Raw genomic sequence first — 17,245 nt, forward strand, 5'->3', positions numbered from 1 at the left:
CGGACTAAACTTGGGCGATGCCTGGATCCCCTTATGAATTCACCGCCGGAAACACCCCCGACGCTCCCCGCAGCGACCTCCCCGCACTGCTGTCCGCCCTCGCCGCAGACCTGCGCGGGCTGGACTACACGCTCGACGGTGTGGCACGGCTGCTGGGGCCGGCGGCCTCGGCCGCGCTGAACCGGGACCAGATCATCCCCGCGCTGCTCGCCGTTGAGCATGCAGTGCAGGCTGACGACCGGGAGGTGCCGCTTGCCGCCGCCGTCCGCCTGTGGCTCCTCGCCGAGCCGCAGGAACGCCGAACGCTCGACGCCGCCCTGCCCGGTACCGGCGCGCAGGGGCTCCTGGACCTGGGGCTGGTGCAGCCCGTCCCCGGCTCCGGACTGCTCACAGCGAAGGCCGACCTGCGGCCGTACGGCTGGGATAAGAACGACGACGGCAGCGGCGGCGCGGAGCTGTGGGTGGCCAGCGACCTCGCCGCCCACCAGCAGGCGGGGGTACTCCGGCACGACCACGTCCTGGGCATCGGGCAGGCATCCACCACCCTGGTGCAGACCACCATCCGCCGCCACACCGAGCGCGCCCTGGACCTGGGGACCGGCTGCGGCATCCAGGCCTTCCACCTGCTGCACCACTGCCAGCACGTGACCGCCACCGACATTTCGGAGCGTGCGCTGGCCTATGCACGGTTCAACATCCTGCTCAACGCCGAGGCGCTCTCCGTCGACCCGGACCGCCTCGAAGACAGGGTGAGCCTGCGCCTGGGTTCACTCCTGGAGCCGGTGGCCGGGGAGGAATTCGGCCTGGTGGTGTCCAACCCGCCGTTCGTCATCACTCCGCGCAGTACCGGCGAGGACGCGGCGGACCAGTTCACCTACCGCGACGGCGGGCTGCCGGGCGACGGGATCGTGGCCTCCCTGGTGGCGGACCTGCCCACCATTCTGGGGCCTGGCGGATGGGCACAGATGCTCGGCAACTGGGAAGTCGCCAACGGCAGCAGCTGGGATGAGCGGCCGAAGTCGTGGGTGCTGCCCGGCACGGAAGCCTGGTTCATCCAGCGCGAACAGGTCAGCCCGGAACAATACGCCGAAACCTGGCTGCGGGATGCCTCCGAGTCCCGGGACCGGCAGCATTACCAGGAGGCGTATGCGGCCTACCTTGCGGACTTCGCCTCAAGGAATGTCGACGGCATCGGCTTCGGCATGGTCTGGCTGCGCCGCCCCGCCGACGGCCGCCCTGCCGCCATCAGCCGCTTCGAGGAAATCACCTACCCCATCGAACAGCCCATCGGCCCCCACCTGGGCGCCGCCGTCGAACGCAGCGACTGGCTCGCTGCCCATGACCTTGCCGGCACGCACCTGCTCGTGGCTGACGACGTCACAGAGGAGCGCCACCAGCGTCCCGGCGCCGAGCACCCGGGCGTGATACTGCTCCGTCAAGGTGCCGGGCTGCGGCGCACCAACCTCATGAGCACCGAGCTGGCCGGCTTTGTGTCCGCATGCGACGGCGACCTCACCGCCGGGCAGATCGCCGGGGCTTTGGAGGCCCTCCTGGGCGGTGGCGAGGGGTTCGACGCCGGGACCTTCCAGGGTGCGTTGCTCGCCGACGTGGCCAACCTGGTCCGTGACGGCTTCCTCGTCCCGGCCTGAATTCCCGCCCGGCCGCAAGCCCCCTCAAGCCCTCAACAGAGCCCCGTCTTTTCCACATGAATGCGCACGATTCCCCAAAATATGGTGAACTAGGCGAACATGGGCTCATCTGCCCCAGCAACCTTTTTCTGTAGGAGCACCGTGCCAAGCAAGGCCAAAACCGGCAAGAAACTCGTGATTGTGGAGTCTCCGGCCAAGAGCAAGACCATCGCCAAGTACCTCGGCGAGGGCTTCATCGTAGAGGCCTCCATTGGTCACATCCGCGACCTGCCGCAGCCGTCCGAACTCCCTGCCGAGCTGAAGAAAACCTCCGTCGGCAAGTTCGCCGTCGACATCGAACACGACTTCAAGCCCTACTACGTGGTGTCCCCGGACAAGAAGAAAAAGGTTACTGAGCTCAAAGCTGCGCTCAAGGACGCCGACGAACTCTATCTCGCAACCGATGGGGACCGCGAGGGCGAGGCCATCGCGTGGCACCTGCTGGAAGTGCTCAAGCCCAAGGTTCCGGTGTACCGGATGACGTTCGGCGAAATCACCAAGGAAGCCATCCAGCGCGCGATGGGCAACCTGCGCGACGTGGACCAGGACCTGGTGGACGCCCAGGAAACCCGCCGTGTCCTGGACCGCCTCTACGGCTACGAAATCTCACCCGTGCTGTGGCGCAAGGTGGCCCGCGGGCTGTCCGCCGGGCGCGTGCAGTCAGTGGTCACCCGCATGGTGGTGGACCGCGAACGCGAACGCATGGCCTTCAAGGCTGCCTCCTACTGGGACTTGACCGGCCAGTTCGGCGCCGAATCAGGCTCGTTCAAGGCCAAGCTTGCCGCCGTGGACGGTGCCAAGGTGGCCAGCGGCCGTGACTTCAACGACGACGGCGTGCTCACCTCCAAGAACGTTGCACACCTTAACGAGGAGCTGGCAACCTCGCTGGCAGCAGGGCTGCAGAAGGCTGACTTCCGGGTCCGCTCTGTCGATACCAAGCCGTACACCCGCCGCCCGGCCGCGCCCTTCACCACCTCCACGCTGCAGCAGGAGGCGGGGCGCAAGCTGCGGTTCTCCTCGAAGAGCACCATGCAGGTGGCGCAGCGCCTCTACGAAAACGGCTACATCACCTATATGCGTACGGACTCGTCCGCGCTGAGCGACGAAGCCGTCACCGCTGCCCGGCGGCAGGCTTCCGAGCTGTACGGCCCGGAGTACATCCCGGGATCTCCGCGGGTCTACTCCAACAAGGCGGCCAACGCGCAGGAAGCGCACGAGGCCATCCGTCCCGCCGGTGACTCGTTCCGCACCCCCGCCCAGGTGGCAAAGCAGCTCTCCGGCGACGAATTCCGGCTCTACGAGCTGATTTGGAAGCGGACCGTCGCCTCCCAGATGGCTGATGCCAAGGGCTCGACGGCGACCATCCGGCTGGGTGCCGTGGCCGCCGACGGGCGGGACGCCGAGTTCTCCGCCTCCGGCACCGTTATCACGTTCCCCGGCTTCCTTGCCGCTTACGAGGAAGGCAAGGACGAGACCCGGGGCGACGACGACTCCGACGAAGGACGCCGCCTGCCCAACGTGGCCAAGGACGACTCCCTCACGGCCGCGGACATCCAGGCCGTGGGCCACGAGACCTCCCCGCCGCCCCGGTACACGGAAGCGTCACTGACAGCGGAACTGGAGAAGAAGGGGATCGGCCGCCCGTCCACCTACGCCTCCACCATCCAGGACCGAGGCTACGTCCGGAAGCAGGGTTCGGCCCTGGTGCCCAGCTGGATTGCCTTCTCGGTGATCCGGCTCCTGGAGCAGCATTTCTCCGATTACGTGGATTACGAGTTCACCGCCGACATGGAAGGCGACCTGGACAAGATCGCCAACGGCCAGGAAGCCGGTGCCTCCTGGCTGCGGCACTTCTACTTCGGCGAGGATTCCGATCCCGGCCTGCTGAGCATCGTCAACAACCTGGGCGAGATCGACGCCCGGGAAATCAACTCGATCCCCATCACCGACGAGATCACCCTCCGGGTGGGCAAGTTCGGTCCGTACCTGGAAAGTTCTGCCGCCGTGGTGGACCCGAAGACGGGCGAAATCGTGGAATCGGCGCGCGCCAACGTGCCCGAGGACCTAGCGCCGGACGAGCTGACGGCGGCCAAGGCCATCGAACTGATGGAGACGGCTGCGCCTGAGGAACGCGTGCTCGGCAGCGATCCGCACACGGGACACACAGTGGTGGCCAAGAACGGCCGGTACGGCGCCTACGTCACCGAGATCATCCCGGAGATGACCGACGAGGAACTGGCCAACCAGCCGGTGGAGTACTACAAGAACGGCAAGCCCAAGCCGCCCAAGAAGCCGGTCAAGGCCAAGCCGCGCACGGGTTCGCTTTTCAAGTCCATGACGGTTGAGTCCGTGACCCTGGATGAGGCGCTACAGCTCATGAGCCTGCCCCGGGCGCTGGGGGAGGACGCGGAGGGCAACCTGATCACGGTCCAGAACGGCCGGTTCGGGCCCTACCTGAAGAAGGGGACCGACTCCCGCTCCATCGGCTCGGAAGAGGAAATCTTCACCATCACCCTGGAGCAGGCCCTGGAGATCTACTCGCAGCCCAAGCAGCGCGGCGCCCGTGCCGCGGTGCCGCCGCTGGCGGAGTTCGGCCCGGACCCGGTGTCCGAGAAGAACATCGTGGTGAAGGAGGGTCGGTTTGGCCCCTACATCACGGACGGCATCACCAACATCACAGTTCCCCGCGCCACCTCCCTGGAGGAACTCACGCGGGAACAGGCTGTGGAGTTGCTGGCCGAGAAGCGCGCCAAGGGCCCCGTCAAGCGGACCGCCACCCGCAAGGCGCCTGCCAAGAAGAAGGCAACGGCCAAGAAGTAGCCGTGTGGCCGGCACGTTTGCGCCGGCCACCGTATCGTGATCGGCTAGGTGTATGACTGAACAGCCCGCGCACACGGACCTTTCCCCGCTCAACGACCTTGAGGAGAAGCTCGCCACCGGCGGACAGCCTGAGGCGAACCCCGTGGACGTCATCCTGTCGTTCCTCAACAGCGAGGTCTACATCATCAGCTCGGACGCCGTGGAGGGCATCGACTCCCAGGTGGAGCCCCTGGTCCTTGCCAACGCCGACGGCGACCCCGTCCTTGCCGTTTTCTCGCACCCCAGCAGGGTGGACCAGCAGTACCTGGAAGCCGCTCCCAACGTGCTGGGCACGCAGGGCGCTGCCATCATCGCCAACATCGGCGAGGAGCTGGGCATGGTGATCAACCCCGGTGCAGCCTACGGTTTCGAGATCAACCCGGAAGGCGTTGCCAACATCAAGCGCGACTTCAAGCGCGCTGACGAGCAATAATGTCCCCATGCGTCTAGGCGTCCTTGATATCGGGTCCAATACTGTCCATTTGCTCCTGGTGGATGCCCACCCGGGCGCCCAGCCGGTCCCTTTCGCTTCCCATAAGCGGCCGCTGTCCCTGGTGCAGTACCTCGAACCGGACGGCAGCATCAGCGACGAGGGACAGCATGAGCTGACCGAGTTCGTGCTGGAAGCCTGGGAGTTCGCGGCCCGGCACAAAGCGGAGGACCTGCTGGCCTTCTGTACGTCAGCCATCCGTGAGGCCACCAACGGTCCCGCCGTCCTGGCCCGGGTCAAGCACGAAACCACCGTGACCCTGCAGGAACTCACGGGCAGTGAAGAAGCGTCCATGACGTTTTTTGCGGTACGGCGCTGGCACGGCTGGGGAGCCGGTCCCATCCTGAACCTGGACATCGGCGGCGGCTCCTTTGAAATGGCCTTCGGCCAGGACGAGCTTCCGGAAGTCGCCACCTCGGTGCCGCTGGGTGCCAGCAGGCTCACCAGGGACTGGCTTCCCGAAGACCCGCCGTCGGCCAAGAGCGTCAAGGAACTCCGGCGCTACATCAGGGCCACGCTCAAGCCTGCGGTCCGCGAATTCGACGGCCTGGGCCGGGCAAACGTGGTGGCCGGCACCTCCAAGACCTTCCGTTCCCTGGCCCGGATCGCCGGAGCCGCTCCCAGCGCCGAAGGCCCGTACGTCAAGCGGGAGCTGCACGCCTCGGACCTGGGCATCTGGACCCAGCGGATCTCGGCCATGAGTTCCGAAGACCGGCTGCACCTGCCCGGCGTCTCCGAGGCGCGGGCCCACCAGCTCCTTGCCGGCGCTTTGGTGGCCGAAGCTGCGTTGGAAATGTTCAAGTTCAAGAAGCTGCGGATTTGCCCATGGGCGCTGCGTGAAGGACTGATCCTGCGCCGCCTGGACCAGTTGGTGTTCGCCGGACCCCTGGAGCCCGCGCCCCATGTGGCCGCCTCCCGGACAGTCGACGCAACAGTCTAGCCATGGGCATGCTGCCTGGTCTGCAGCCGGCTAGTCAGCCAGTCGGGCGGTTAAAAGCGGAAGCACCGGGGCCGGCAACAGGAAAATGGGGGAAAACCTGCTGCCGTGCCACCGGTGCCCTGGCAGGCATCCCCATGCCTGCCGCATCACTCGCACCCTCAATGAGGTAATAACTACGTTAGGACCCTAAGTTGTGTGCGGGCTGCGCTGAAGATGGGAGTTGCCTGTGAATGCCTCCCAACTGCAATGATGGAGGCATGAGCAACCGAATCGCATTCCTTGGCTGTGGATCCATGAACGAAGCCATTCTTGGCGGCCTGCTGGAGGCGGGGAAGGATCCCGGGGATGTTGTGGCCACGGTCCGCCGCGCTGAACGCGCCGCGGAACTGGCCGAGCGGTACCACGGGATCACCGCCATTGCCGGTGAGGAAGAGCCTGACAACAACAAGCAGGCCGCCAAGGGGTCCGCTGTGGTCATCCTTGGCGTCAAGCCGGTGGGCATCACGGATCTGGCCCGGGAAATCAGCCCTGCCCTTTCGCCTGGCACGGTGGTGGTCAGCGTGGCTGCCGCCGTGTCCATCGCGCAACTGGAGGCCGCACTCCCTGCAGGGCAGCCGGTGATCCGGACCATGCCCAACACCCCCGCAAAGCTGGGCCGCGGTGTCGTTTCCGTCTCGCCCGGCACGCACTGCACCCCGGAACAGCTCCAGATGGTCAAGGACATGCTGCAGGGCGCCGGGACCGTCGTTGAGGTCCCCGAGGAGCAGGTGGACGCCCTCTCGGCCATCAGCGGCTCCGGCCCCGCCTACGCGTTCTACCTTGCCGAGGCCATGGCGTCGGCAGGGGAGGAACTGGGCCTGGACCGGGAGCTGTCGCTGCTGCTGGCCCGCGAAACCGTGGCCGGGGCCGGGCTCATGCTGGCCGAGCCCGGAGCCGATCCTGCAGCGCTCCGCAAGGCCGTCACCAGCCCCAACGGCACCACGGAACGCGCCATCGCCACCTTTGACGAACAGGGCATCCCGGCCATCATCGCCGCGGGCGCCAAGGCGGCAGCGGACCGGGCGGCGGAGATCACCAGGCAGCTCGGCTAACGCTTCGAGGGGACTACGGCCGGGCGGCGAACCTCTCCAGCAGGTCCACGTGGCCGGAGACGATCAGCATGTCCCGTGAGGACACTTTGGTCTCCGGGCGGGCGTAGGTGAAGTCCTCACCCGGGGACTTCACGCCCACGATCGTCACGCCGTACTTTGACCGGACCTTTGACTCATCCAGGGTGAAGCCCACCGTTTCGCGCGGCGGGTACATTTTGACGATGGCAAAGTCGTCGTCGAACTCGATGAAGTCCAGCATGCGTCCGGAGACCAGGTGGGCAGCGCGGACACCGGCGTCGGCCTCGGGGTAAATGACGTGGTTCGCGCCGATCCGGGTGAGGATCTTGCCGTGGGAAGGCGTGATGGCCTTGACCCAGAGGTGCTCGATGCCCAGGTCCACCAGGTTCACGGTGATCAGCACCGATGACTCAATGGAGGTGCCCACCCCCACGACGGCAGAGCTGAACTCCTGCGCGCCGAGCTGGCGGAGAGCGTCGATGTTGGTGGCGTCAGCCTCCACTACGTGGGTCAGCAGGGGTGCCCATTTCTGCACCAGGTTCCGGTCCCGTTCGATGGCGAGCACTTCCCGGCCCTGCTTGACCAGCTGCTCCGCGGTGGATGATCCGAAGCGGCCCAGCCCGATCACCAGTACCGGGGCGTTGTGGGCGGGGCGCCGGGGGGCGTCTGTGGAACTAGCCAATGATCGGCCTCTCTTCGGGGTAGTGGTACAACTGGCTGCGCTGGCGCAGGGCCAGCGCAGCGGCGAGGGTTACGGTGCCCACGCGGCCGGCGAACATGAGGGCCGTGAGGACGTAAACGCCCTCGGGCGGCACCTCGGCGCTGAGGCCGGTGCTCAGGCCAACCGTGGCAAAGGCCGAAATCGTCTCGAACAGTACCCGGTCCAGTGACGCGCCGCTGAACTGCAGGAGCAGGAAGGCGGAGACGGAAACCAGGGTGGCGCCGGCAACGATCACCGAGATGGCCACCCGCATGGTTCCCTGCGGAATGGTCCGGCCGTACACCTTCACGTCGGCGTCGCCGCGGGCCTCGGCAACAATGGCCAGGAACATCACGGCGATGGTGGTCACCTTGATGCCGCCCGCCGTCGACGCCGACCCGCCCCCGGCGAACATCAGCGCGTCGGTCAGCAGCTTGGTGGTGGATTCCATGTGATTCTGGTCCACCAGGTTGAAGCCACCCGAACGCGTCATGACGGAGGCAAACAGGGAATGGGTGATCTTGTCACCCAGGCCCATCGGTCCGATGGTCCGGGCGTTGTCCCACTCCATCAGGGCCCACAGGAAGGTGCCCGCGGCGAGCAGGATGAGGGACACCTGGATGGTGAGCTTGGTGTGGAGGTTCCATTTCTTCCAGTTCAGCCCGTTCTGCTGCAGCACCATCACCACGGGAAAGCCCAGGCTGCCCAGGAAGACGCCCACCATCAGGGGAATGAGGATCCACAGGTCCGTCTCGTAGGGCACGATGCCGTCGGAGTGCGGCGTGAAGCCGGCGTTGTTGAACGATGAAATGGCGTAGAAGACACCGTGCCAGACAGACTGCCAGAACGGTTCGCCCAAGGTGAGGAAGCGGGGGATCAATGTCAGCGCCAGAATGCCTTCGATGACCACTGACGTAGTGATGACGATCCGCAGCAGCGTGCCCACTTCGCCCAGGCGGCCGGCGTTGTTCATGGACTCCGCGGCGATGATCTTGCCGCGCACGCCCAGCCGCTTGCTCACCATGAGCGCCAGCAGCGAGGCGAGGGTCAAGGTGCCCAAGCCGCCGATGAAGATGCCCACCAGGATTACCAGCTGGCCGAAGAAGGACCAGTGGACCGCCGTCGACACCACCGTGAGTCCCGTGACGCACACTGCCGAAACGGCCGTGAACAGTGCTTGGTGGACAGGGGTGGGAGTTCCATCCGCCGAGGCGACCGGCAGGGACAGCAGGAAAGTAAACACCGTGCAGACAGCGGCGAACGCCGTCAGTGCCAGCCGTGCGGGGGAGGTGTTGGCAATATCGTCAATGAAGTCGCGCAGCCGCGTGAAGATCCAGAGGCCCTCCCGCTCCTGCGCCGGGGGGTGCCAGGGGGCCGGGGTCCGGGGCCGCGACTGGCTTTGCGTCATGTGTGGCTTTTCCTCGGTTGAAACGGCTTCCCTCAGTAGTAAACCACTAAAGCCTGCGTCATGGCCGGGCCGGGGGCAGTGCGGGCTCGGGTAGCCTGTGATTGATGACATACCTGCCCGGACTCAGCCAGCCCGCGCCGCCAACGATGGTGGCGTGGAGTCCTGACATGACAGCTTACAACTTCGGTCCGGGCCACCCCATGGCGCCGGAACGGATGGACCTGACGGCGCGCCTGTCCCGCAGCCTGGGGCTCTTCGACCTGGACCACGTTGAGCTGGCAGCGCCCGAGGTGGCGTCCGACGCGGAGCTGGAGTCAGTCCACTCGGCTGATTATGTTGCAGCAGTCCGCCGGGTCAGTGCGGACCCCTCCCGGCCGGATGAAGCGCGCGGGCTGGGAACCGAGGACGATCCGGCGTTCGCCGGCATGCATGAGGCCGCCGCCCGCCTGGCCGGCGGCTCGCTGCTGGCGGCCCAGCACCTGCTGGATGGCTCGGCCGTGCACGCGGTGAATTTTGGCGGCGGCATGCACCACGCCGCCCGGGAGCGCGCCAGCGGATTCTGCATCTACAACGACGCCGCCCTCGCCGTGCAAAAGCTGCTCGACGGCGGCGTGCCCAAGGTGGCCTACATCGACGTCGATGCCCACCACGGGGACGGCACCCAGAACATCTTCTGGGACGATCCCCGGGTCCTCACGCTCTCGCTGCATGAGACGGGGCTGACCCTTTTTCCCGGGACCGGCTTCGCGAACGAGATCGGTGGCCCCGCAGCGGAAGGGACTGCGGTGAATGTCGCCTTGCCCGCAGGCACATCCGACGCCGGCTGGCTGCGCGCTTTCTACGCCGTGGTGCCGCAACTCGTGGGGGCATTCGAACCGGACGTCATCGTGAGCCAGCACGGCTGCGATTCGCACCGCAGCGACCCCCTCACGCACCTCAACCTCAGTGTGGACGGACAGCGCGAGGCCGCGAACGCCGTCGGGCATCTGGCAGAGCGCTACTGCGGCGGACGCTGGATCGCCACCGGCGGCGGGGGTTACAACGTGCTGGACGTGGTGCCGCGGGCGTGGAGCCATCTGGTGGCCATCGCAGCGGGCCGGCCCGTGCCGCTGCGGACGCCCGTGCCGGCGGACTGGCGGCAGTACGTCTTGGAGAAGTTCGGCACCGAGGCGCCCGCCTTCATGGGGGACGACGTGGAGCTGTGGTGGCGCTCCTGGGAGGTGGGTTTCGACCCCAACGACGCCGTTGACCGCACCGTCATGGCCACCCGGAAGGCGCTGTTTCCGCTGCACGGGCTGGACCCCTGGTTCGACTAGTCCGGCCGGAAACCCGTGCCGCCGAAATAGTTGATGCCTTTAGACGTATATGTCGCTAGGGTGGGAGGCATGGTGACAGACGACGTATTTGCCGTCATAGCGGAATCCACCCGGCGGGACATCCTGGTGGCCCTTCGGGCAGGCGACAAAGCCGTGGGGGAATTGGTGGAGGAACTGGCGGCGAGCCAGCCCACCATTTCCAAGCACCTGAAAGTCCTCCGTGAGGCACAGCTGGTCAGCATGCGCGCCCAGGGCCAGAAGCGCTTCTACGCGTTGAACCGGGGCCCTTTGGAGGGCATCGCCAGCTGGCTGGAGACGTTCGACGTCGGCCCTGGCGCCAACGCCGCAGCCGCACCGGCCGGCCTGGATCAGTCGACGGCGGAACAGCCAGCCGCCGGTCAGGCAGTCCCCGCCCCGGCAGCCCCTGCCCACCTGCAGGAAGGCGTCGCCGCTGCCGCCGTGTCGCTGCCGCCGGCCCCGCGGGGGGCGGAGCCTGCTGCGGCGCAGGCGCCCCGGGAGGACGTCCCGGCGCCCCTCCTGGTGCGGGAAGGCGCCGAGCTGAGCCCCGCCGTCGTCATTCCAGGCGGCACTGCCGCCCCGCTGAGCGACGACACCGTTCCGCAGCAAATCGGACGCACCGTTGGCCGCGCCGCCACCAAAGCAGCCGACCTGCTGGCCAACCTCCCCAACCTGCCTAAATTTGGGCGCAAGAAATAGGGTTTGGCCGGAAGGAGCAGGGCTTACTTAGCCAGCAGCCGCACGTGGTCCGGGGTGAGCTCGGAAATCCGGCTGACACCCAGGAGCGCCATGGTGCGGGCCATGTCCTTCTCAAGGATCTGCAGGGCACGGTCCACGCCCGCGCGTCCGCCCGCCATCAGGCCGTAAAGGTAGGCGCGGCCGATCAGCGTGAAGTCGGCGCCCAGGGCCAGTGCCGCCACAATGTCCGCGCCGCTCATGATGCCGGTGTCCAGCATGATGGCTGCGTCGGTGTTGTCACCGGTGAAAGCCTGCTTGACCTCGGGGAGCAGGTGGAACGGGATGGGAGCCCGGTCCAGCTGGCGGCCGCCGTGGTTGGACAGGACCACACCGTCGGCGCCGTGGTCCACAACGCGGCGGGCATCCTCGACGGTCTGGATGCCCTTGACCACCAGCTTGCCCTTCCAGGTTTCACGCAGCCAGTCCAGGTCCCCGAAGGTGAGGGTGGGGTCGAACATGGAGTTGATCAGGTCTGCCACAGTCCCCGTGTAGCGGGACAGCGAGGCGAAGGTCAGCGGCTCGTGGGTGAGGAAGTTGAACCACCAGGCGGGCCGGTAGGAGGCATCCAGCACGGTCTTGAGCGTCAGCGCCGGCGGGATGGTCATGCCGTTGCGGACGTCGCGGAGGCGGGCCCCGGCCACGGCGGTGTCCACGGTGACCATGAGGGTGTCGTTGCCCGCTTTGGCGGCGCGCTCGATCAGCTCCAGTGAGCGGTCCCGGTCCGTCCACAGGTACAGCTGGAACCAGTTGCGCCCGTTGGGGGCAGCGGTGGCCACGTCCTCGATGGAGGCGGTGCCCATGGTGGACAGGGTGTAGGGGATGCCGGCGGCTTCGGCGGCCTGCGATCCGGCGTACTCGCCCTCGGACTGCATCATGCGGGTGAAGCCGGTGGGGGCGATTCCGACGGGGAGCCGCGACGGCTTGCCCAGGATGTCGGTGCTGAGGTCGATGCTGGAGACGTTCCGCAGGATGCCGGGCCGGAACTCGATGTCCAGGAATGCCTGGCGTGCGCGGCGGAGGGTGATTTCCTCTTCTGCGGCGCCGTCCGTGTAGTCGAAGGGGGCCTTGGGGGTGCGGCGTTTCGCGATGTCGCGCAACTCCCAGATGGTGCTTGCCCGCTGCAGCCGGGCAGCCTTGCTGAATTCCGGCTTCTTGAACTGCATCAGCGGCGCGAGGTCCGAGTACTTGGGAATGCGCCGTTTCAGGGCAGCAGGCAGGGCGGACGACGACGGGGCCTGGCCAGATGCCGGCGCTGCGGGAATGTCCGTGGTCTCCGGGGCCGGGGTGGCCTCCGGATTGTTGGGCTGGATGGTGTGGGTCATGGCTCCTCCTATGGTCCAACCACACTCTAGGTCATGTGGTCCAACCACATCAACTACTATTTTGTCATGCGTACTCACCAGCTGGTCCTGCACTGGATCGAGGACCGGCTCTCAGCCGGCGACCTGGCTGTCGGCGGCCGGCTCCCGGCGGAGCGCACTCTGGCGGAACAGCTCCAGGTCTCGCGGACCTCCGTGCGCGAGGCCATCCGGATCCTCGAAGCCATGGGTGTAGTCCGTTCAGGCGTAGGCTCCGGTCCCGACGCAGGGACGGTGGTGATCTCGGATCCCGCCGCCGCCCTCGGCTCAGCCCTTCGGCTGCATGTGGCCACCCAGCACCTGCCGGTGGCGGACATCGTGGAGACCCGTGTCCTGCTGGAGTCCTGGGCGGCTGCAAAGGCCCGCCGGGACGCGCCCGAGCTTGCGGAGGCGGCCACGCTCCTTTCCGCGATGGATACACCTGAAGGACTGCCCGCGCGCGATTTCCTGGCCCTCGATGTGCGGTTCCACCTGGCCCTGGCCAACGCCGCAGGCAACGCAGTGGTCAGCGCCATGATGGGATCGCTGCGCGAATCCATCCAGGGCTACGCCGCCGAACTGACGGGCAACCTGCCGGACTGGAACGCTACCGCCTCGCGTCTGCACGCCGAGCACCACGCCATCCTGGCGGCGATCAGGAAGGGCGACGGCGGCCGGGCGGCCCAGTTGGTGGCTGCCCATATCGAAGGGTTCTACAAAGAAGCCGGGCTGGGCAGGGATCACCCTGCCCAGCCCGGCCTGATCGGCTAGCGGACTTCGATGGCCAGTTCCTGGAAGTCGTCCTCGGCGTGCCGGCCCACGAGGATCCGGAAGGTGCCGCGCTCAAACTGCCAGCCGCCGTCGTAATGCGCGAAGGAACGGGCGGGAATCCGGACCTCCACGCTCTCCGTTCCGCCGGGCGCCAGGTGGGTTCCGGCGAAGCCGGCGAGCCAGCGGACGGGCCGTTCCACGGTGGATTCGGGCCGGTCCAGGTACACCTGGACTACGTCACGGCCGGAGCGGCTGCCGGTGTTGCGGACGGGGACGTGGACTACAACGTCGGAGCCGGCCGGGACCGATTCCCGTGCGTAGGCTGCGCCGAACTCGAACGTGGTGTAGCCCAGGCCGTAGCCGAAGGGAAGGGCCGGTGCGGCACCGCCCGCTGCCTGCTGCTTGAGCCAGGCACGGTAGCCGATGTGGATGCCCTCGGAGTACACCACCTTGCCGTCCACCGGGGTGGTGTCCAGGACCGGGACGTCCGCCAGGGCCGCAGGCCAGGTGGTGGGAAGGCGGCCGCCGGGCTCTTCGGCGCCCAGCAGGATGTCGGCGATGGCGCGGCCGAATTCCTGGCCGCCAAACCAGCCGAGCAGCACGGCCCCCACCTTGTCCAGCCACGGCATCAGGACCGGCGAACCGGAGTTCACCACCACCACGGTGCGCGGGTTCACCGCCGCCACCGCTTCCACCAGCTCGTTTTGCCGGCCCGGGAGGTCCAGGTCCTTGCGGTCGAAGCCTTCGGACTCGATGGCGGCGCTGGTACCCACCACCACCACCGCCACGTCGGCGGACCGGGCGGCCTCCACCGCCGCGTCGATCTCTGCCTGGGGGTCCTCCACCACCGTTTCCTCGCCCAGGAGGATGGCCGTAAAGGGGATGGCCTGCTGCTTGGGCAGCTCGTATACGGCCTCGATGCGCACCGTGCCGCCAGCGGCAGTGGTGACCGGGTGGACAGTCTTGGGCGGGTCGAACAATGCCGCGCCGAGCACGTCGGTGTCGTCCTCGATCTCGCCGTTGAACACCTCCTCACCGTTCAGGGCCAGCCGGATCCGGCCCACGGTGCCGATGCCCAGATGGTGGATGCCCGCCGTCGGGGCGGTCCAGTCCGTTTCCATCCGGATGGCAGCTGCGCCCTCGGGGATGCCCACGCCGAACCAGATCAGGTGTGAGGCCAGGCGGTCCTCGCCCGAAATTTCCGTCCCGTCCTCGGCCAGGAACGTCACCCGCAGGCCGGGCACACCGGAGACCGGGTTGTGCAGCGAGGTGCGGGGGAATGCCTGCAGGCCTTCCGCCACTTTCGCGCCGCGGGCGTAGCTCACGCTGACGCCCGGCAGTGCTTCGCGCAGGCCTTCGAGGGGGGAGACGTTCTGCTTGGGCATGACGGTGGCGCTGCCGCCGCCCTGGGTGCGGGCTTCCTCAGCGTTGTGGCCGCTGACGGCGACGCTGGCCAGGGCCGGGCGATCCAGCGGCAGGAGGCCGTCCCGGTTGCGGACCAGGACGGCGCCGCGGACTGCCACTTCGCGGGCGACGGCGGCGGCATTGAGCGGTGCCGGGAGTTCCGTCACGGAGGGGGAGACGCCGTTCAGGGAACCGACGCGGGCAGCAAGCCGGAGGATGCGGATGACTTTTTCGAGGATGGCGGACCTGCTGACCCGGCCGTCATTGACCGCCGCCAGCAGCTTGGGGCCCCAGTGGCCTACCGGCCCGGGCATTTCCAGGTCCTGGTTGGCGTTTGCGGCGTCGATGGAGCGGACCCCGGTCCAGTCCGAGACAACCACGCCGTCAAAGCCCCATTCCGTGGACAGCGGCGTCTTCAGCAGGTCGTTTTCGCTGGCGGTGGTGCCGTTGATGGAGTTGTACGAGCTCATTACCAGCCAGGCGCGGGCCTCGGTGACGGCGTCCTCGAACGCTGCCAGGTACAGCTCGCGCAGCGGGCGCTCGTCCACCACCGAGTCCGAGGTGAAGCGTTCGGTTTCGGCTTCGTTGGCAAGGTAGTGCTTGGGGGTGGCGCCCACTCCCATCGACTGGACTCCGGCGACGTAGCCTGCGGCCATGGTGGCGGTCAGGCGGGGGTCTTCGCTCATGCACTCGAAGTGGCGGCCGCCCAGCGGTGACCGGTGCAGGTTGATGGTGGGGCCCAGGACCGCGTGGACTCCCTTGCGCCGGGCCTCCTGGCCCAGGACCTGGCCGTAGCGGTGCGCGGTTTCCACGCTCCACGTGGCGGACAGGGCGGACGACGACGGCAGGGAAACGGAGTCGTGGCGCTCGTCGAAGTCTTCACCGCGGACGCCGGAGGGACCGTCGGACATGACAACCCGGGACAGGCCGATAGCGGGCAGGGCATGCGTTGCCCAGACATCCGCGCCGGTCAGCAGCTGGATCTGCTCTTCGAGGGAGAGGCTTTTGGCCAATTCCCGGATGCGGGCCTCGGCATCCGGCGTACCGGCGGCGGGAGCCGTGACGGCGGGGGAGAGGGTGGGATTCATTTACTTGACTCCTTTGATGCGGGTGACGAGGACGGCGCCGATGATGCCGACGACGGCTCCGCCGATGAAGAGGGCCGGGTAGCCGCCGAAGGTGATGACGGGGAAGGCGATGGCGGGTACCAGGGACTGGGGAAGCGCCTGGGCGATGTTGAAAACGCCGAAGGTCTTGGCGTTCTCACTGTTGGTTCCCGGCAGCAGGTCGGTGATGAGGGCAACGTCGACTGCCCCGAAGCAGCCAAGACCCAGGCCGGCCAGGGCCTGTCCCACCAGGACCTGGTCCGTGGTGCTGCTGGTGGCAATGACGATCAGGCCGGCCATCATGATGGCCGCGGAAGCAATGACCATGGCCTTGCGCTTGCCGATCCGGTCGCTGATCCAACCGCCGGCGATGCTGGTGACCACGGTGCCTGCGGAGCTCACCAGGGTTGCCTGGAAGACGAGGCCCGGTACTGCGGTTTCGGCAACGTGGAGGTGGTCGGCAAAGAAATAGGGCAGGTAAAGCAATCCTGCACAGTAGCCGATGTAAACGAGGAACTTGGTGAACCAGGCCCAACCCAGGCCGGGGTACGTGCGGGGGTTGAAGTAGAACGAACCCGCAATCTCCTTCAGGTTGAGCGGGGCGGGCTTTTCCGTCAGCACGCGGTCCTTGAAGGTGAACGCGAAGGCGAGGGTGACGGCAGTTCCTACGACTCCGGGGACCACCGCCATCTGGAAGGCGTTGTCGAACAGCTGGGCAAAGTACGCGGCGGCCACCAGGCCCACCGGCAGGGTCATCCCGATCAGGCCGGACAGGCGGCCTCGCTCGGCGGGGGCCGTCTGGTCCGGGAGGGTGGCCACCAGTGCCGCCAGCGCTGCGTTGAAGCTGAGCTGGGCGATGACCCAGGCAACCAGCACGCCGGTCACGTTGGTGGCGGAGCCCAGCAGGACGAGGGATGCCAGGCCTACCAGGGAACCGCCCACGATCCACGGCTTGCGCATTCCGAAGCGCGATGTTGTGCGGTCGCTGAGCCGGCCGAAGAAGGGGTTGGCCAGGAGCGCGATGAGTGCTCCGACGCCTGCCACCAGGCTAAGCGCGCCGGCGCGTGTCTCGGGGGTGGTGATTTCTGAAACCTTGATGGCCAGCACCACCAGGGCCGGGGCCAGGACGGCCATCCAGAGTCCGGCACTGGCGATGGGCATGCCGATGACGTAGGCCCGGGGTGTGCGGGTGGGCGCTCCCGCAGTAGCGGTTGAAACGGTGGTTGCTGAGGTTCCGCCGGCAGGCAGCCCTGCGGAATCCTCGGTGATGGTCTTGACGGCCACGGTGCCTCCTGACAAAAAGTGACCCTCCGTTGGGTCCTGCAAAAAGATGGTACCGGTAAAAACCGAGTGTGACTAGG

At 67.2% G+C, this 17,245-nt stretch carries 13 protein-coding genes; 8 read left to right on the forward strand and 5 right to left on the reverse strand.

The window, feature by feature from the left end; genetic code table 11:
* Positions 1-17 precede the first annotated feature (17 nt).
* The 5 genes from ACTHQS_RS10880 to proC all read left to right on the forward strand — a co-directional run bounded on the left by ACTHQS_RS10880 (position 18) and on the right by proC (position 7,068).
* Positions 18-1,649: a DUF7059 domain-containing protein gene (locus ACTHQS_RS10880; RefSeq protein ID WP_440168572.1), complete on the forward strand. Its 1,632-nt coding sequence runs from the start codon at positions 18-20 to the stop codon at positions 1,647-1,649.
* Positions 1,650-1,790: 141 nt separating this feature from the next.
* Positions 1,791-4,508 carry a type I DNA topoisomerase gene (gene topA, locus ACTHQS_RS10885; RefSeq protein WP_440168574.1) on the forward strand — a complete coding sequence of 906 codons (2,718 nt, stop codon included), beginning with the start codon at positions 1,791-1,793 and terminating at the stop codon, positions 4,506-4,508.
* Positions 4,509-4,560: 52 nt separating this feature from the next.
* Positions 4,561-4,980 carry an SseB family protein gene (locus tag ACTHQS_RS10890; protein WP_440168576.1) on the forward strand — a complete coding sequence of 140 codons (420 nt, stop codon included), beginning with the start codon at positions 4,561-4,563 and terminating at the stop codon, positions 4,978-4,980.
* 7 nt (positions 4,981-4,987) lie between these two features.
* Positions 4,988-5,977: a Ppx/GppA phosphatase family protein gene (locus tag ACTHQS_RS10895; protein WP_440168578.1), complete on the forward strand. Its 990-nt coding sequence runs from the start codon at positions 4,988-4,990 to the stop codon at positions 5,975-5,977.
* A 257-nt stretch (positions 5,978-6,234) separates the two neighbouring features.
* On the forward strand, positions 6,235-7,068 hold the full coding sequence (proC, locus tag ACTHQS_RS10900) for a pyrroline-5-carboxylate reductase (protein WP_440168580.1): 834 nt from the start codon (positions 6,235-6,237) through the stop codon (positions 7,066-7,068).
* 13 nt (positions 7,069-7,081) lie between these two features.
* Here proC and ACTHQS_RS10905 read toward each other — a convergent pair whose 3' ends face one another.
* Entirely contained in the window at positions 7,082-7,768 is a 687-nt protein-coding gene (locus tag ACTHQS_RS10905; RefSeq protein ID WP_026265713.1) for a potassium channel family protein, read from the reverse strand.
* Positions 7,761-9,194 (reverse strand): TrkH family potassium uptake protein, encoded by a 1,434-nt coding sequence (locus tag ACTHQS_RS10910; protein ID WP_440168583.1) that lies wholly within the window; start codon positions 9,192-9,194, stop codon positions 7,761-7,763. Before ACTHQS_RS10910 ends, ACTHQS_RS10905 begins: the two co-directional genes overlap by 8 nt.
* Before the next feature lie 104 nt (positions 9,195-9,298).
* On the opposite strand from ACTHQS_RS10910, the gene ACTHQS_RS10915 reads away from it, so the two are divergent.
* Together ACTHQS_RS10915 and ACTHQS_RS10920 are read left to right on the forward strand one after the other, a co-directional pair.
* Complete coding sequence (locus ACTHQS_RS10915; RefSeq protein WP_440168585.1) at positions 9,299-10,510, forward strand: acetoin utilization protein AcuC; 1,212 nt, start codon at positions 9,299-9,301, stop codon at positions 10,508-10,510.
* 69 nt (positions 10,511-10,579) lie between these two features.
* The gene (locus ACTHQS_RS10920) at positions 10,580-11,227 is read left to right on the forward strand and encodes an ArsR/SmtB family transcription factor (protein ID WP_440168587.1); all 648 of its coding nucleotides are present in this window, start codon (positions 10,580-10,582) and stop codon (positions 11,225-11,227) included.
* Between the two features lie 23 nt (positions 11,228-11,250).
* Here the strand turns inward: ACTHQS_RS10920 and ACTHQS_RS10925 are convergent, their stop codons facing one another.
* Complete coding sequence (locus tag ACTHQS_RS10925) at positions 11,251-12,588, reverse strand: alpha-hydroxy acid oxidase (RefSeq protein ID WP_440168589.1); 1,338 nt, start codon at positions 12,586-12,588, stop codon at positions 11,251-11,253.
* A 66-nt stretch (positions 12,589-12,654) separates the two neighbouring features.
* Between ACTHQS_RS10925 and ACTHQS_RS10930 the strand changes: the two genes are divergently transcribed.
* Positions 12,655-13,374, forward strand: coding sequence for a FadR/GntR family transcriptional regulator (locus ACTHQS_RS10930; protein ID WP_440168591.1), 720 nt, complete (start codon positions 12,655-12,657; stop codon positions 13,372-13,374).
* Here the strand turns inward: ACTHQS_RS10930 and ACTHQS_RS10935 are convergent.
* Entirely contained in the window at positions 13,371-15,866 is a 2,496-nt protein-coding gene (locus ACTHQS_RS10935; protein ID WP_440168593.1) for a beta-glucosidase family protein, read from the reverse strand. The two genes, ACTHQS_RS10930 and ACTHQS_RS10935, sit on opposite strands and share 4 nt — an antisense overlap.
* Positions 15,867-17,168 carry an MFS transporter gene (locus ACTHQS_RS10940; protein WP_440168595.1) on the reverse strand — a complete coding sequence of 434 codons (1,302 nt, stop codon included), beginning with the start codon at positions 17,166-17,168 and terminating at the stop codon, positions 15,867-15,869.
* Positions 17,169-17,245: the final 77 nt, after the last annotated feature.

The organism is Arthrobacter sp. SAFR-044 (genome assembly GCF_051965175.1).
In the GTDB taxonomy this organism is placed as follows: Bacteria; Actinomycetota; Actinomycetes; order Actinomycetales; family Micrococcaceae; genus Arthrobacter.

Excerpts from the sequence above, each read along its gene's own strand:
- ACTHQS_RS10880 (WP_440168572.1), top strand. The coding sequence starts at position 18 with ATGCCTGGATCCCCTTATGAATTCACCGCCGGAAACACCCCCGACGCT.
- ACTHQS_RS10890 (WP_440168576.1), top strand. The coding sequence starts at position 4,561 with ATGACTGAACAGCCCGCGCACACGGACCTTTCCCCGCTCAACGACCTT.
- ACTHQS_RS10895 (WP_440168578.1), top strand. The coding sequence starts at position 4,988 with ATGCGTCTAGGCGTCCTTGATATCGGGTCCAATACTGTCCATTTGCTC.
- proC (WP_440168580.1), top strand. The coding sequence starts at position 6,235 with ATGAGCAACCGAATCGCATTCCTTGGCTGTGGATCCATGAACGAAGCC.
- ACTHQS_RS10910 (WP_440168583.1), bottom strand. The coding sequence starts at position 9,194 with ATGACGCAAAGCCAGTCGCGGCCCCGGACCCCGGCCCCCTGGCACCCC.
- ACTHQS_RS10915 (WP_440168585.1), top strand. The coding sequence starts at position 9,299 with ATGACATACCTGCCCGGACTCAGCCAGCCCGCGCCGCCAACGATGGTG.
- ACTHQS_RS10920 (WP_440168587.1), top strand. The coding sequence starts at position 10,580 with ATGGTGACAGACGACGTATTTGCCGTCATAGCGGAATCCACCCGGCGG.
- ACTHQS_RS10925 (WP_440168589.1), bottom strand. The coding sequence starts at position 12,588 with ATGACCCACACCATCCAGCCCAACAATCCGGAGGCCACCCCGGCCCCG.
- ACTHQS_RS10930 (WP_440168591.1), top strand. The coding sequence starts at position 12,655 with ATGCGTACTCACCAGCTGGTCCTGCACTGGATCGAGGACCGGCTCTCA.
- ACTHQS_RS10935 (WP_440168593.1), bottom strand. The coding sequence starts at position 15,866 with ATGAATCCCACCCTCTCCCCCGCCGTCACGGCTCCCGCCGCCGGTACG.